The organism is Gardnerella sp. KA01002 (assembly GCF_049244015.1).
Lineage (GTDB): Bacteria > Actinomycetota > Actinomycetes > Actinomycetales > Bifidobacteriaceae > Bifidobacterium > Bifidobacterium vaginale.
Window position 1 is genome coordinate 569,473 of sequence record NZ_CP058365.1, and the last position, 14,666, is coordinate 584,138.

The 14,666-nt window shown below is 41.5% G+C and carries 10 protein-coding genes and 1 riboswitch; of the genes, 6 read left to right on the plus strand and 4 right to left on the minus strand.

The annotated features are described in order from the left end of the window. Window positions 1-37: 37 nt before the first annotated feature. The 4 genes from thiC to HXT60_RS02165 form a co-directional block, all read right to left on the minus strand. Complete coding sequence (gene thiC / locus HXT60_RS02150; protein WP_032841035.1) at window positions 38-2,683, minus strand: phosphomethylpyrimidine synthase ThiC; 2,646 nt, start codon at window positions 2,681-2,683, stop codon at window positions 38-40. Beyond that, window positions 2,680-2,787: riboswitch (TPP riboswitch) on the minus strand. (Overlaps the previous gene by 4 nt.) 171 nt (window positions 2,788-2,958) lie before the next feature. Next, the gene (locus HXT60_RS02155) at window positions 2,959-3,642 is read right to left on the minus strand and encodes a methionine ABC transporter permease (RefSeq protein ID WP_421791281.1); all 684 of its coding nucleotides are present in this window, start codon (window positions 3,640-3,642) and stop codon (window positions 2,959-2,961) included. A gap of 2 nt (window positions 3,643-3,644) precedes the next feature. Beyond that, entirely contained in the window at window positions 3,645-4,469 is an 825-nt protein-coding gene (locus HXT60_RS02160; RefSeq protein ID WP_014554658.1) for a methionine ABC transporter ATP-binding protein, read from the minus strand. A 104-nt stretch (window positions 4,470-4,573) separates the two neighbouring features. Beyond that, window positions 4,574-5,422 (minus strand): MetQ/NlpA family ABC transporter substrate-binding protein, encoded by an 849-nt coding sequence (locus HXT60_RS02165; protein WP_004112601.1) that lies wholly within the window; start codon window positions 5,420-5,422, stop codon window positions 4,574-4,576. Between the two features lie 308 nt (window positions 5,423-5,730). Here HXT60_RS02165 and HXT60_RS02170 point away from each other — a divergent pair, with 308 nt between their 5' ends. From HXT60_RS02170 to tig, 6 genes are all read left to right on the plus strand, one after another. Then, on the plus strand, window positions 5,731-7,428 hold the full coding sequence (locus tag HXT60_RS02170; protein ID WP_421791283.1) for an NAD+ synthase: 1,698 nt from the start codon (window positions 5,731-5,733) through the stop codon (window positions 7,426-7,428). 241 nt (window positions 7,429-7,669) lie between these two features. Further along, window positions 7,670-10,045 carry a formate C-acetyltransferase gene (gene pflB, locus HXT60_RS02175; protein WP_421791285.1) on the plus strand — a complete coding sequence of 792 codons (2,376 nt, stop codon included), beginning with the start codon at window positions 7,670-7,672 and terminating at the stop codon, window positions 10,043-10,045. Window positions 10,046-10,166: 121 nt separating this feature from the next. Continuing rightward, window positions 10,167-11,048 (plus strand): pyruvate formate-lyase-activating protein, encoded by an 882-nt coding sequence (pflA, locus tag HXT60_RS02180; RefSeq protein WP_004112608.1) that lies wholly within the window; start codon window positions 10,167-10,169, stop codon window positions 11,046-11,048. Between the two features lie 124 nt (window positions 11,049-11,172). Then, window positions 11,173-11,529, plus strand: a complete 357-nt coding sequence (locus HXT60_RS02185) for a hypothetical protein (protein WP_116438350.1) — start codon at window positions 11,173-11,175, stop codon at window positions 11,527-11,529. Window positions 11,530-11,745: 216 nt separating this feature from the next. Then, a complete protein-coding gene (locus HXT60_RS02190; protein ID WP_421791288.1) occupies window positions 11,746-13,119 on the plus strand; it encodes an HRDC domain-containing protein in 1,374 nt (457 codons plus the stop codon). 52 nt (window positions 13,120-13,171) lie between these two features. After that, window positions 13,172-14,530 (plus strand): trigger factor, encoded by a 1,359-nt coding sequence (gene tig / locus HXT60_RS02195; protein WP_019261534.1) that lies wholly within the window; start codon window positions 13,172-13,174, stop codon window positions 14,528-14,530. Window positions 14,531-14,666: the final 136 nt, after the last annotated feature.

A 14,666-nucleotide genomic window follows, 5' to 3' on the forward strand; every position in this document is an offset into this window, starting at 1 on the left:
ATTTTCGTAATATCAAAACTTTAGAAACATAGATACTCTACGCTTTGGCGCTTTGATACAACGTTGAACCAGCTTCCTGGAACTTTTTACTCATCTCTTTCATACCCTCGGCAATAGCCTGACTGCGGGCTTCTTCAACAAGTTGTTCTTGTTGATCTGCGCCACCGAAACGCTTGCGAATATTCTGAGAAATAGCCATTGAGCAGAATTTTGGTCCACACATGGAACAGAAGTGAGCCATTTTTGCTGGCTCTGCTGGAAGCGTTTCGTCATGGAAAGCGATAGCGGTATCTGGATCGTAGCTTAAATTAAACTGATCCAGCCAGCGAAACTCGAAACGAGCCTTGCTTATAGCGTTATCTCTATCCATGGCATGCGGATGATGCTTAGCAAGATCCGCAGCGTGACAAGCAATCTTATAAGCAATAACACCTTGCTTAACGTCGTCCTTATTAGGAAGTCCTAAATGCTCTTTAGGAGTGACGTAGCAAAGCATTGCTGTGCCATAACGAGCGATTTCAACGCCGCCGATAGCGGAAGTAATGTGATCATATCCTGGTGCAGTATCGGTTGTTAAAGGACCAAGAGTATAGAATGGAGCATTCTGGCAAATCGCTTTCTCCATTTCAATATTCATGCGTACCGTATCAAATGGTACGTGTCCTGGGCCTTCAATCATAACCTGAACATCGTGTTGCCAAGCAATCTTAGTAAGCTCACCAAGCGTCATAAGCTCGGAAAGCTGAGCAGCATCGTTTGCATCAGCCAAGCTTCCTGGTCGTAAACCATCTCCCAAAGAGAACGCAACATCGTACTTGGCAAAAATCTCACATAATTCTTCGAAGTGAGTGTATAAGAAGCTTTCTTGATGGTGTTGCAAGCACCATTCAGCCATAATGGATCCGCCTCGAGAAACAATACCAGTTACGCGGTTTGCAGTAAGAGGCACGTAGCGAAGAAGCACGCCTGCGTGAATAGTCATGTAGTCAACGCCTTGCTCGCACTGTTCAATAACAGTGTCGCGGAAAAGCTCCCAGCTGAGCTTAGAAGCATCATCCTCAACTTTTTCCAAAGCTTGATACATTGGAACGGTACCAATCGGAACAGGGGAGTTACGCAAAATCCACTCGCGAGTTGTGTGAATATCGTTACCTGTGGAAAGATCCATAACGGTATCTGCACCCCACTTAGTAGCCCACGTAAGTTTTTCTACTTCTTCGTCAATAGAAGATGTTACAGCAGAATTACCCATGTTTGCGTTTAGCTTAGTTAAGAAGCGAGAACCAATAATCATAGGTTCTGCTTCAGGGTGGTTGATATTGCAAGGAATCACAGCGCGACCAAATGCAACTTCAGAGCGAACAAGTTCCACATCGCAATTTTCGCGAGTAGCAACATACTGCATTTCTGGAGTGATAATTCCATGACGCGCGTACCACATCTGTGTAATAGGATGATCTGCAGCCTTCATTGGCTTATGAGTGCGACCACGCCACTCTTTTGAAGCTTTTCCTCGCTTAATAGCTCGCTTGCCGTCATCTTGAAGATTTCGACTACGACCTTCATATTCAACAACATCGCCACGATCTCTAATCCAATCAAGACGAAGTGGAGCCAAGCCTTCCTTAGGATCGCACTTAGGACCTTCTGTGTTGTAATCCTTAAATGGTGGGTTAGGACCAACGCCTGGAGTATCAGAAAGCTTAATTTCTGTATAAGGAACTTCCAAATCGTAAGAACCATATTCATATTCAAAGTGAACTGGCGTAGTTTTACGAATATGAGCTTTGTCCCTCTGAGTACATCCGCGAGAAGCAATATCAACGCGCTGTTGCTTTGCTAATTTTGCAGCATCTTTTGCTTCTTTAGCATTAATGAACTTTGGCGTATTGTTAGCTTTCTCATCAGCTTTTTCCTGAATTATAACGCGTTTTGCATAACCGTGCTTTTGATTGCCGCGAATGTGCGTAAAGCGTTCCACGAATTCACTCATTGTGGATTCTGGTGTTTCGCTTGCGTACAATGCTTCAGATACAAACAATCCTGCAGCCTTACTGCGAGCAATCATGTCAACATCTTCTAAAGATGTTCTTCCTCCAACAAGTACTGGAAAATCGCTTGCTGAGCAAATAGTATTAATCTTTGCTCCATCTAAAATAGTGTGATTTGGTTCTAATTCATAAGTTGGAGTAATGTTTTCGCAACCATCTTCTGGATTATGCATTGCCGTTACACAAATATAATCAATGCAGCCATCAGGAAGTTCATTAATAACCTTAACAAGACTTTCTGTTTCTACGGACAAGCCTATTATTGCGTCTTCTCCCAAAAGTGCTCGTGCTTCTTTAGGTTCCATGTCGCTTTGCGCAAGATGAACTCCATCGACTTTAATTCCTTGATTTCTTGCCTGCCAGACAACGTCAACTCTTCCGTCTATTACGAAAGTTACTGAATCACATTTATCGTTATCTTCTATGATTTGTGCAATATCTCGTGCGATTGATGTGATTTCTTTTGCGCTTTCATCCGCACAATTAAGCCTTATGAATGTTGATCCTGCGCGTAAAGAGTCGTCAACTATATCCGTGAGTGCGCGACTTTTGCATAGTTTAGGATCTGCAATAAAACATGTGTTTAGGTTGAACTGGTCACGCATTGATGCGTATGGATAGTTTGAGGTCATACTTAATCGTTGCTCCCTACGTTGTATTAACTAACAGGTTCGAAGGGTCAGGTTTTTCACCTATCTCAGCCTTCTTTAAAAAGAAAGCACCCCTGCAAAATGTTGTGACGCAGACATTCTACATTATTTAGTAGCTTTTTAATAAATCGTAGGCATGTTGAATGGTTGATCATTTGATAAATAGAAAATCCTAGAAGCGATTAATAGATTTTACTGTATCTTACGCTACTAGGATTTTATTTGTGACTTTTTTATTTGTGACTTTTTATTGGATATTATCGACGTTCATGATGGTTGATTTTATTGGATATTAAATCTCCAACAGTTTGTACTACTTGCACAAGAAGAATACAGAAAATAACAGCAACACTCATAACATCGTATTGGTAACGCTGATATCCGTAGCGAATTGCAATATCTCCTAGACCGCCTGCGCCAACAGTTCCAGCCATTGCAGAGAATCCAAAAAGTGTAATGAAAGTCAATGCCGCTCCACGAATTAATGAAGGCAAGCTTTCAAAAAGCAATACTTTGAATACTATTTGCGTATTGCTTGCGCCAAAACTTTGTGCAGCTTCTATAAGACTTACATCAACTTCTGCAAGAGATTGCTCAACAATTCGCGCTACGAATGGTGCAGCTGTTAAAACAAGAGGAACAATAGCGCCAGAAACTCCCAAAGACGTTCCAACAATAAGTCTAGTAAGTGGAATTATTGCAACAAGTAGGATTATAAACGGTATTGAGCGAACAATATTTACAATCCAACCTAAAACCGCATTCAAATATGAGTTAGGACGTATTCCTTGTTTTGCGCTTGTTATAAGAAGAACTCCTATTGGTAATCCTATTACGTATGCGAATAGTGTAGATATTGAAGTCATAGATATTGTATCTTTTGTGCCTTCAATAAGTAGTTCTCCATATTCGTCTATAAATTGTGAAATATTTTCTGGCATTTTTATTTCACCCCATTGTTTGTTGCGCTATTAGTGGTTATTTCATTTTCGGAATTACTATTATTGGATTTAGTTCCCCTATGGTTTTCAACATGTTCGTCTGCAATAAGCGTTTTTAAAATATTGCTTTGAGGATTTTTGAAAAGTGTTGAAGTGTCGCCGATCTCTACGATTTTTCCGCCGTCAATCATAGCAACCCTATCGCAAATATTTCTTGCTACTGCTAACGAGTGAGTAATAATAACCAGTGTTACGTTAAGATCTCGGTTGATTCTTCTAAGCAAGTCAAGTATTTGTGCTGTAGTTGTTGAATCCAAGGCGCTTGTTGCTTCGTCACAAAGCATTATAGAAGGATTATTAGCAAGTGCTCTCGCTATTGCAACTCTTTGCTGTTGTCCGCCAGAAAGCTGAACAGGGTAGCGGTTTGCTAAATCTTTTAATCCAACTAGATCGAGTAAATACTTTGCTCGTTCTTCTCTTTTTTCTTTAGGAGTGTTGTTTAGTTCCAAAGGAAAAGTCACATTTTGTAACACAGTTCGCTGTTGAAAAAGACTAAAGTTTTGGAAAATCATTCCAATATTCGATCTTATTTTAGATAAATCTCTATTTTTGGCGTCCGTAATATCTTTTCCGTCTATTAGCACTCTTCCAGATGTTGGACGTTCTAACAAGTTCATGCATCTGACTAATGATGATTTTCCAGCTCCAGAAGATCCCAAAATACCAAATACTTCGCCTGATTCAATAGTTAAATTAATATCGTTAAGTGCTTCGTGCGATTGCTTACCACTTGAGTAAGTTTTATAAAGATGCTCAATTTGAATCATATTATCTCTCACTGATTTTGAAAAGCAAATATGAGGCACGTGCCTCTATGCTTTTGTGAGGCACATGTCTCATATTTGCTTAAGGTTAGAACAATGCAATCATCTTAGAAAACTGGCAAAACAGCGCCGTTGTAGTTTTTCTTTATAAAATCACGAACTGCATCTGTTTTTAACGCTTTTACAAGAGCCTTGATTTTAGCAAGCTTTTCGGATCCTTTCTTAACAGCAATAATGTTTTCGTATGTTTTAGCAGCTACGCCTCCAACTTTTTCGCTTGTAAGAGGATCTTTAGTTGGGTTAAATCCAGCTTGAATAGCGTAGTTTCCGTTTAGAGCAGCTAAATCAACGTCTTTAACAACTGTTGGAACCAAAGCGGCGTCTATTTCCTTAAACTTTAGATTCTTTGGATTAGAAACAATATCTTTCTTTGTTGCGTTAACATCCTTTGGATTCTTTAGCTTAAGAAGACCTGCGTCTTGCAAAAGAAGAAGTGCGCGAGCTTCGTTGGTTGGGTCGCTAGGAACCGCAACTGTTGCGCCATCTTTTAAGTCCTTAATTGTTTTAGTCTTTCCTGGGTAAAGTCCAAATGGTTCAAAGTGTATTCCAGCAATAGAAATAATATGCGTTCCTCTTTCTTTATTAAAGTTATCTAAGTATGGCAAATGCTGATGGTAGTTTGCGTCTGCTTCGCCTTCTTCTACAGCAGTATTTGGTTGCACGTAGTCAGTAAATTCCTTAACAACCAACTTATAGCCTTGTTTTTGCAAAATTGGCTTAACTACTTTGTTCAAAATATCGCTGTGAGGAGTTGGGGAAGCTGCAACCTTAATCACCTTATCGTCTTTAGTTGCTCCATTTGCAGAAGATCCGCATGCGCTTAGTGAAAGCCCCAAAATCGCAGTTAGTGCTGTAAAAGCTGCAATAATCTTTGTGTTCTTCTTTGTGATTTTCATATTTTTCCCCTTGTCCTTTAATGTTTTTTGTTCGTTGATTTTTTGTTTCTTAGCAACGGAATATCAATATATGCGATTTTGTATCTTCTTCGCTACCTATTTTCTATTTGTATAATTTATGACGAGTTAGCAATACTAATGAAATCAGGCAGATATGTGACAATTAATTTTTTATACTTGCGATTAATTTTTTGTTTTTCGCTTGTTTTTTATGATTGGCGTTTTGCGATTTTTCTGTTTAGTGGATGCTTTTATTGCAGTATGACTTTATAAAATGCGGCTTATGCAACATGGATTATAATAAAAACATGACTTCTTTGCGTTTAGCTTTAGCTCAAATTGACACTTGCGTTGGAAACATAAGCAAAAATACGGATGAAATATTGCGATTTTGCAAAGACGCAAGTAAGGGAGACGCCGATATTGTTGTGTTTCCAGAAATGACACTAACAGGGTATCCAATCGAAGACCTTGCTTTGCGTGCAACATTTAGAAAAGCAGCTGGCGACGCTGCTTATAGTCTTGCAAAAATCTTAAAAGATAGCGGATTAGGTGATTTATACGTTGTTGTTGGAACAGTTGGTGTAGATAACGAGTTAGGTAAGCCAAGGAATCGCTTGCTTGTTATTAACAACGGCAAAGTGGCACTTGTTTACGACAAGCATTTCTTACCAAATTATGGCGTTTTTGACGAATTTAGAATTTTCTCTTCTGGAGATGATTGCGGAATTCTAAACGTTAAAGGCGCAAAATTAGGATTTGCGATTTGCGAAGACATTTGGCAAGATGGCGGTCCAGTTGCGCGTCTTTCTAAAGAGGGGATTGATGTTTTAGTAACAATCAACGGTTCTCCGTACGAAGAAGGCAAAACGGATATTCGCTTAAAGCTGGCGCAAAAGCGTGCAAAAGAGGTTAATGCTCCTCTTGTTTACGTAAATCAAGTTGGTGCTCAAGATGATCTTGTTTTTGATGGCGGCAGTTTTGTAGTAAACGCAGATGGATCCCTGATCGAGCGTTCTAAAATGTTTGATCAAGACTTAAGTTTTGTTGATTTTAATACAGATTTAGATGCACAAAAATGCTCAACGATTGCTCAAAAATTAGACCCAGACGAAGAAGTTTATTGTGCATGTGTATTGGGACTTAGAGATTACATGCGCAAAAACGGATTTAAGGGCGTTTGCTTAGGACTTTCTGGCGGAATTGACTCGGCTCTAGTTGCAACTATGGCGGCAGATGCTTGCGGAGGGCAAAACGTTTGGGGAATCTCAATGCCAAGCATGTATTCTTCGCTTGGTTCTAAAGACGATGCTTGCGATTTAGCTAAGCGACTTGGAGCACATTACGATATTCAGCCTATTGAGCCACTTTTTAAGTCATTCCAAAATCAGCTTGATTTACAAGGTGTTGCTGCAGAAAATTTGCAAGCGCGAGTTAGAGGCGTGATTGTTATGGCGTACTCTAATTCAAAAGGTTTGCTGGCTCTAGCTACTGGTAATAAGTCGGAGCTTGCATGCGGTTATTCTACGATTTATGGAGATGCAGTAGGAGGGTATGCTCCTATTAAAGATTTGTTTAAGACTCGCGTTTGGGCGCTTTCTAGATGGCGAAATCGTGCTGCTCAAAATGGAGTAGGTCTTGGAATGTTACCTATTGCAGGAAGAGAAGATTTTCCTAAAGACAATGCTCCAAAAGATGGCATTCTTATACCTGTAAACTCGATTATTAAGCCTCCAAGCGCAGAGCTAAGACCAGGGCAAAAGGATTCTGATTCTTTGCCAGAATACGATTTGCTAGATAAAGTGTTGGAAGCTCATATTGAGCTTGCTCATGGTCGCGCAGATTTGCTTGCAGATGGTTTTGATGAGCGCACAGTTAATACAGTTATTAGGCTTGTAGACCGCGCAGAATGGAAGCGTAGGCAGTATCCGTTAGGGCCAAAAGTTAGTGCGATTGCGTTTGGAAGAGATAGGCGAATTCCAGTAACAACCGCGTTTAGAGAGTAGACGAAATCTTGGATACGTCTTGGGAAAAGTCGCAAGCATCCGTTGATTAACTACATATTGCATATGCGCTAGTTTGAGTATTCAAACTAGCGTTTTTTACTAAATTGAATACATAAAAGCATAAAATGTGAGGTAACTCACTTTAAAATAGTAAAAAATCGACGTGTACTGTTTAAACATTGCTTTAACATAGTAGAGAAGACGGCGTGAAGAAGCGTCGTGGATACGAAAGGAGTCAAATATGGCATCAGTGGATGCATCCGTTCTCACCGAAGAGGATCTTCGTGCAAAAGCGTGGGATGGATTTACAAGCGGCAATTGGGAAAAAGATATTGACGTACGCGACTTTATTTTAGAGAACTACACCCCATACGAAGGCGACGAATCCTTCTTGGCGAATGCTACCGAGAAAACGAAGCATATGTGGAAGTATCTCGATGACAATTACTTGGCAGTTGAGCGTGAGCGCCGCGTATACGACGTTGAAACCCATATTCCAGCAGGCATTGACGCAATGCCAGCAGGCTACATTGAAAGCCCAGAAGTAGATAACGTAATCGTCGGTTTGCAAACTGACGAACCTTGCAAGCGCGCTATGATGCCAAACGGTGGTTGGCGAATGGTTGAGCAGGCTATTAAGGAAGCCGGCAAGGAAGTAGATCCAGAAATTAAGAAGATTTTCACCGTTTATCGCAAGACTCATAACGATGGCGTGTTTGGTGTTTACACCAAGAATATTAAGATTGCTCGCCACAATAAGATTTTGACTGGTTTGCCAGACGCTTATGGTCGTGGTCGTATTATCGGTGATTATCGTCGCGTGGCTCTTTACGGCGTAAACATGCTTATTGAGTTCAAGAAGCGCGATAAGGATTCGATTCCATACCGCAACGACTTTACTGAGACCGAGATTGAGCATTGGATTCGCTTCCGCGAAGAGCATGATGAGCAAATCAAGGCTTTGAAGCAGCTTATTAACTTGGGCAACGAGTACGGCTTGGATTTGAGCCGCCCAGCTCAAACTGCTAAGGAAGCTGTTCAGTGGACTTACATGGGCTATCTTGCTTCTGTTAAGAGCCAGGATGGCGCTGCAATGAGCTTCGGTCGTGTTTCTGCATTCTTTGATTGCTACTTTGAGCGTGATTTGAAGGCTGGATTAATCAACGAAACCGACGCTCAGGAAATCATTGATGCTTTGGTTATGAAGCTTCGTATTGTTCGCTTCTTGCGTACTAAGGATTACGACGCAATCTTCTCTGGAGATCCATATTGGGCAACTTGGTCCGATGCTGGCTTCAGCGATGATGGTCGCACATTTGTTACTAAGACTTCGTTCCGTTTGCTCAACACTTTGACTCTTGAGCATCTTGGGCCAGGTCCTGAGCCAAACATCACTATTTTCTGGGATCCAAAGCTTCCAGAAGCCTACAAGCGTTTCTGCGCACAAATCTCTATCGACACTTCTGCAATTCAGTACGAGTCCGATAAAGATATTCGTGAGCACTGGGGCGATGACGCTGCTATTGCTTGCTGCGTTTCCCCAATGCGCGTTGGTAAGCAAATGCAGTTCTTCGCTGCACGCGTTAACTCCGCAAAGGCTTTGCTCTACGCGATTAACGGTGGTCGCGATGAAATGACTGGCATGCAGGTTATTGATAAGGGTGTTATTGACCCAATCAAGCCAGAAGCCGACGGAACTCTTGACTACGAGAAGGTTAAGGCCAATTACGAGAAGGCTTTGGAATGGCTTTCCGAAACCTACATTGAGGCTTTGAACATCATCCACTACATGCATGATAAGTACGCGTACGAGTCCATTGAGATGGCTTTGCACGATAGGGAAGTCTATCGTACACTTGGCTGCGGTATGTCTGGCTTGTCTATTGCTGCAGATTCCTTGGCTGCTTTGAAGTATGCAAAGGTTTACCCAATCTACAACAAGGATGCTAAGACCACTGAAGGTCATGAGTATGAGTACATCGAAGGCGCAGACGACGACTTAATCGTTGGCTACAAGACGGTTGGCGAGTTCCCAATCTACGGTAACGATGACGATCGTGCTGATGACTTGGCAAAGTGGGTTGTAAGCACTGTTATGGGTCAGGTAAAGCGTTTGCCTGTGTACCGTAATGCTGTTCCAACTCAGTCTATCTTGACTATTACTTCTAACGTTGAATACGGCAAGAACACTGGTTCCTTCCCATCTGGTCACAAGAAGGGTACTCCTTACGCTCCAGGCGCAAACCCAGAAAATGGTATGGATTCTCACGGTATGCTTCCATCCATGTTCTCCGTTGGCAAGATTGACTATGACGATGCTCTTGATGGCATTTCTTTGACCAACACCATTACGCCAGATGGTTTGGGAAGAGATGAAGACGAGCGTATAACGAATTTGGTTGGTATTTTGGACGCTGGCAACGGTCACGGCTTGTACCACGCAAACATCAACGTTTTGCGCAAGGAACAGCTTGAAGACGCTGTTGAGCACCCAGAAAAGTACCCACACCTTACGGTTCGCGTTTCTGGCTACGCAGTGAACTTCGTAAAGCTCACTAAGGAACAGCAGCTCGACGTTATTTCTCGTACATTCCACCAGGGTTCAGTTACTGACTGATTCTGATTGATTGCGAATGCCGCCGGGAGTGAGTAGGTTTTGCTCCTGGCGGCTTTTAAAATAAACGTAGTTTTTAAAATCGAATAAATTAAACCAAAGACGGTTATAGGAGGGCATATAGATGGTTGAAAACACAGCATTTCGTACCACGACTCAGCACATGTTAAAGGAGTCAAAAGAGTATGCCCGACAAACTTTAATGGGTGGTCTTTCTGGTTTTGAATCTCCAATTGGATTAGACAGAAAAGACCGCTTAGTTGCTCTTAAAACTGGCGATATTGGATTTGTGCATTCTTGGGATATTAATACTTCTGTTGATGGCCCTGGCACTCGCATGACAGTGTTTATGAGTGGCTGCCCACTTCGCTGCCAATATTGCCAAAATCCAGATACTTGGAAAATGCGCGACGGCAAGCCAGTCTACTTAGATGCAATGATTAAAAAAGTAGACCGTTATCAAAGTCTTTTTAAGGCAACAGGCGGCGGAATAACTTTTTCTGGCGGAGAATCCATGATGCAACCAGCTTTTGTATCTAGAGTGTTTCGTGCAGCAAAAGAGATGGGTGTGCATACTTGCTTAGATACTTCGGGCTTTTTGAATCGCAATTATACGGACGAAATGATTGACGACATTGATCTTTGCTTGCTAGATGTTAAATCTGGTATTGAAGAAACGTATAAAAAAGTAACTGGCGGCTTGCTTCAGCCAACTATTGACTTTGGTCAGCGATTGGCGAAGGCTGGTAAGAAGATTTGGGTGCGTTTTGTGCTCGTTCCAGGTCTTACAGACAGCGAAGAAAATGTTGAAAAAGTTGCTGAGATTTGCGATTCATTTGGTGATGCTGTTGAGCATATTGACGTGCTTGGATTCCATCAACTAGGCCGCCCAAAGTGGCATGAGCTTAGGATTCCATACCCTCTTGAGAATCAAAAAGGACCTTCTAGGGCGCTTAAAGAGCGAGTTGTAAACCAGTTCAAAGACCACGGTTTTGTTGTGTACTAGACTGCGTTTAGATTGCATCAAAAATGTAACTGTAATTTAGACAATTTTTGCGTATTGTATTGTTTTTTTTTTAAAGGATTTTGTATAATTATACAAATAACCTTTTTTAGAGAAAGGATACGCAATGAAGCGCAGAATAGGTTGTTGGATTGCATTAGCTTTTACATTAGCGTTAGCTATTTTTGTGCGGTGTAACGATCAGTTTGGTTTTGCCACAGCGCTTACTGTTTTCGTTATTTTGCCAATAATTTTGTTGCCAATAAACATTGTTGCATCGTTTGATGAGAAACTTCTTATTGAAGTGCCAATAATATCTATTGCGATAACTTTTGTTATAGAACTTGTTACTTTCCCAATATCCAAGTTCTCGGATTTAGGTTTACATGTTGGCTACGTTATTCCAACAGTTTTAGTTTCGGCAGTCGCATTTACTCTTACTAGATTCCTTAAAACTAGGCTTGTTAAGCGCATAACTCAATAAGAATCAAACAATAAAACAGATTGATTATTTAAATGATTATTTAATTTATTACTTATTTTGATTAGTCGTAGTTGTGTGCGAAAGTTGAAGCCGTGTTAAAAGATGCATAATCTATAACACGGCTTAAATATTTTTTACGGATATTTTGCAAAAAATTACAAAGTAAGATGCAAAAAGCGTAAGAATTTGGCTAAAGCGTGGAATCGGGAGGCGTTCTTGAATAAGGAACCAAAGCTCTTAAAAGAGCCTAGAGAAGGAGTTCCAGAAGTCATTGATACGCTTGAAGCATATAAAGAATATTGTAATTTGTTGGCAGCAGGGTCGGGGCCTTTGGCTGCAGACGCAGAGCGCGCATCTGGTTTTAGATATGGTCACGAAGATTGGCTGATTCAGTTTAAACGCAAAGGTGCAGGAATTGGATTGCTGGACCCAATAGCTTTAGGAAAACTTGGCGTTGATTGGCATGAATTTAATGAGGCAGTAGGGGATGCGCCTTGGATTATTCACGATTCTATGCAAGATTTGCCAGGATTTTTCGATATTGGTTTGCGCCCGCGCGCCTTATTTGATACCGAGATCGCAGCTAAATTGCTTGGTAGAAAGCGATTTGGATTAAGCTCTGTAACTGAATATTATTTGGGGTTGACTCTTGCAAAAGAACATTCTGCAGCGGATTGGTCATATAGACCTCTTCCTAGAGATTGGCGAAATTACGCTGCTTTAGACGTTGAATTGCTAATCGAATTAGAAGAAGTAATGAGCGGCGAGTTAAAAAAGCAAGGCAAGCTTTTATGGGCAAATCAAGAGTTTGCACACTTATTAAGTAAAGGTGCGCAAAAGAAGGCTCCTCACCCAAATCCTTGGCTTAGAATATCTCATATAAGCGTTCTTATGCACGATAAAATCGGATTAATGATTGCAAAAGAGCTTTGGCAAAAGCGAGATGAGCTTGCTCGTCAATACGATATTGCGCCAACTCTATTGCTTTCGGATGCTGCGATTATTGAGGCAGGCAAGCGAAAGCCAAGTAATTCTAGGGAGTTTCGCTCAATTCGCATTCTTAACGAACGTGTTAGGATTCACACAGGCAGCGAGCAAGACAAGATGTTTGAACGCTATGCTCCGATTCAGCGCAAAATCAAGCCAAATGTGTGGAAAGCTGTTATAGAAGACGCGATTAGTCGCGCTAAAAGTGGGGAAGTTGCAATTATTGACTATGCGCAATCTTCTAATGATGAAGATGACTGTGGTTGTTCAAACGAATCAAGTTTAATTGCAAAAAATGTGCAAGATGCTCAAGAATCGCAAGATGTTCAAGAGTCGCAAGCGGCTCCACGTTCTATGAAGTATTGGCGTGAGCATCATCCCAAAAGATATGAGCGTTTGCAAAATGTCAAGCGATCTTTAATTAAGATTTCTGAAGATACTCACACTCCTTCGGAAGTTATTATTAAGCCGCAAATTATACGTAATCTTTGCTGGCAGGATGATGTTGAGCATATTAATGTTAAAGAGTTCTTAGATGAGCAAGGCGCAAGAATGTGGCAAAGTGATTTAATCGCTGAGTCCGTAACTCGCGCTATTATGTAACGGTTGTGCCGTATGGCAGAAGCTAGAAAACGTAATTTCAGGAGCATGAAGCGTGAAAATCAGCGTCAGGAATCTTGAGCCAACTAAGGTTAAGCTCACCATTACCGCAGATCTCGAAGATTTTGAGCCATTCTTGGATGGGGCTCGTAAAGAGATTGCAAAGCAAATCAACGTGCCAGGTTTCCGTAAGGGACATGTACCAGGCAAGATTGTCGATCAGCGAGTTGGCTTCGGAGCTGTTGCCGGTGAAGCTGTAAATTCTGCTGTTCCAGAGCTTTATTCTAAGGCTTTGGAAGAAAAGAAGATTCGCCCAATGGATCAGCCAGAATTTGATGTTCAGGAAGTTCCAGAATCCGCTAAAGATGAGGTTAAGCTTAAGTTTGTTGCAACTGTTGAGCGTCGTCCAGAGTTTAAGCTGAACAAGTTCAAGGGTGTAGAAATCGAAGTAGAAAAGCCAGAAGTTACAGACGATGATGTTAATGCTCGTCTTGAGGCTTTGCGTCAGCGCTTCGGTACTCTTGTTGGTGTTGATCGCCCAGCTAAGAAGGGTGATTTTGCTAACATTGATTTGGAAGCTCGAATCGACGATGAGGTTGCTGATTCTCAGAATGGCGTTAGCTATGAGCTTGGTTCCAACACCATGCTTGATGGTTTGGATGAGGCTTTGGAAGGTCTTTCCGCTGGCGAAGAGACCACTTTTGAAGGCACTCTTGAGGCTGGAAAGAACCAGGGTAAAAAAGCTCAGGTTAAGGTGAAGGTTAACTCTGTTAAGACTCAGGAATTGCCAGAGCTTAATGATGACTTCGCTCAGGAAGCTTCTGAGTTTGATACTTTTGAAGAGCTTAAAGCTGATGTTCGTAAGTCTTGCGAGCAGGCAAATGAGGGTCGTCAGGCTACTATGGCTCGAGATGCCTTTATTGCTAAGCTTCAGGAAGAGGTTGAGATTCCTGTACCAAAGGGTGTTAAAGAAAAGGCTGTTGCTGAACATCTTAAGGGTATGACTCCAGATCCTGAAAAGGCTACTAAAGAGCAGAAGGAAGAAGCTGAGAAGGCTGCAGAAAAGGAGCTTCGTGACCAAATGGTTCTCGACGCTTTGGCAGAAAGCCTCGATGTTTCTGTTTCTCAAGCAGATGTTACCAACTTCTTGGTTTCTGTTGCTCAGCAGTATGGTATGGATCCAAGCCAGTTTATTAACGCTATTGTTCGCAATGGTCAGCTTGGTTCCGCTGTTCAGGAAGTTGCTCGTTCTAAGGGCTTGCTTGCTGGTATGCGTGCTGTAAAGTTCGTTGCTGGCGGAGAAGCTCTTGATTTGAGTGCTTTCTTGTCGGAAGATGAAGAGCCAGAAGATGAAAGCGTTAAAGCTGCTTCCGCTGCTGCTGCAGTAGCTGATGAGCTTACCTCTGAAAAGTAGTTAGAGTCTTCTAAATTAGAATCTTCTAATAATCTTGTTATTTAAGACCTAGTAGAGCATAACTCTGCTGGGTCTTACTTATATCTGATTAAATAATTACGATTATTATAGGGAAATCTTAAGAATTGCGAGACAT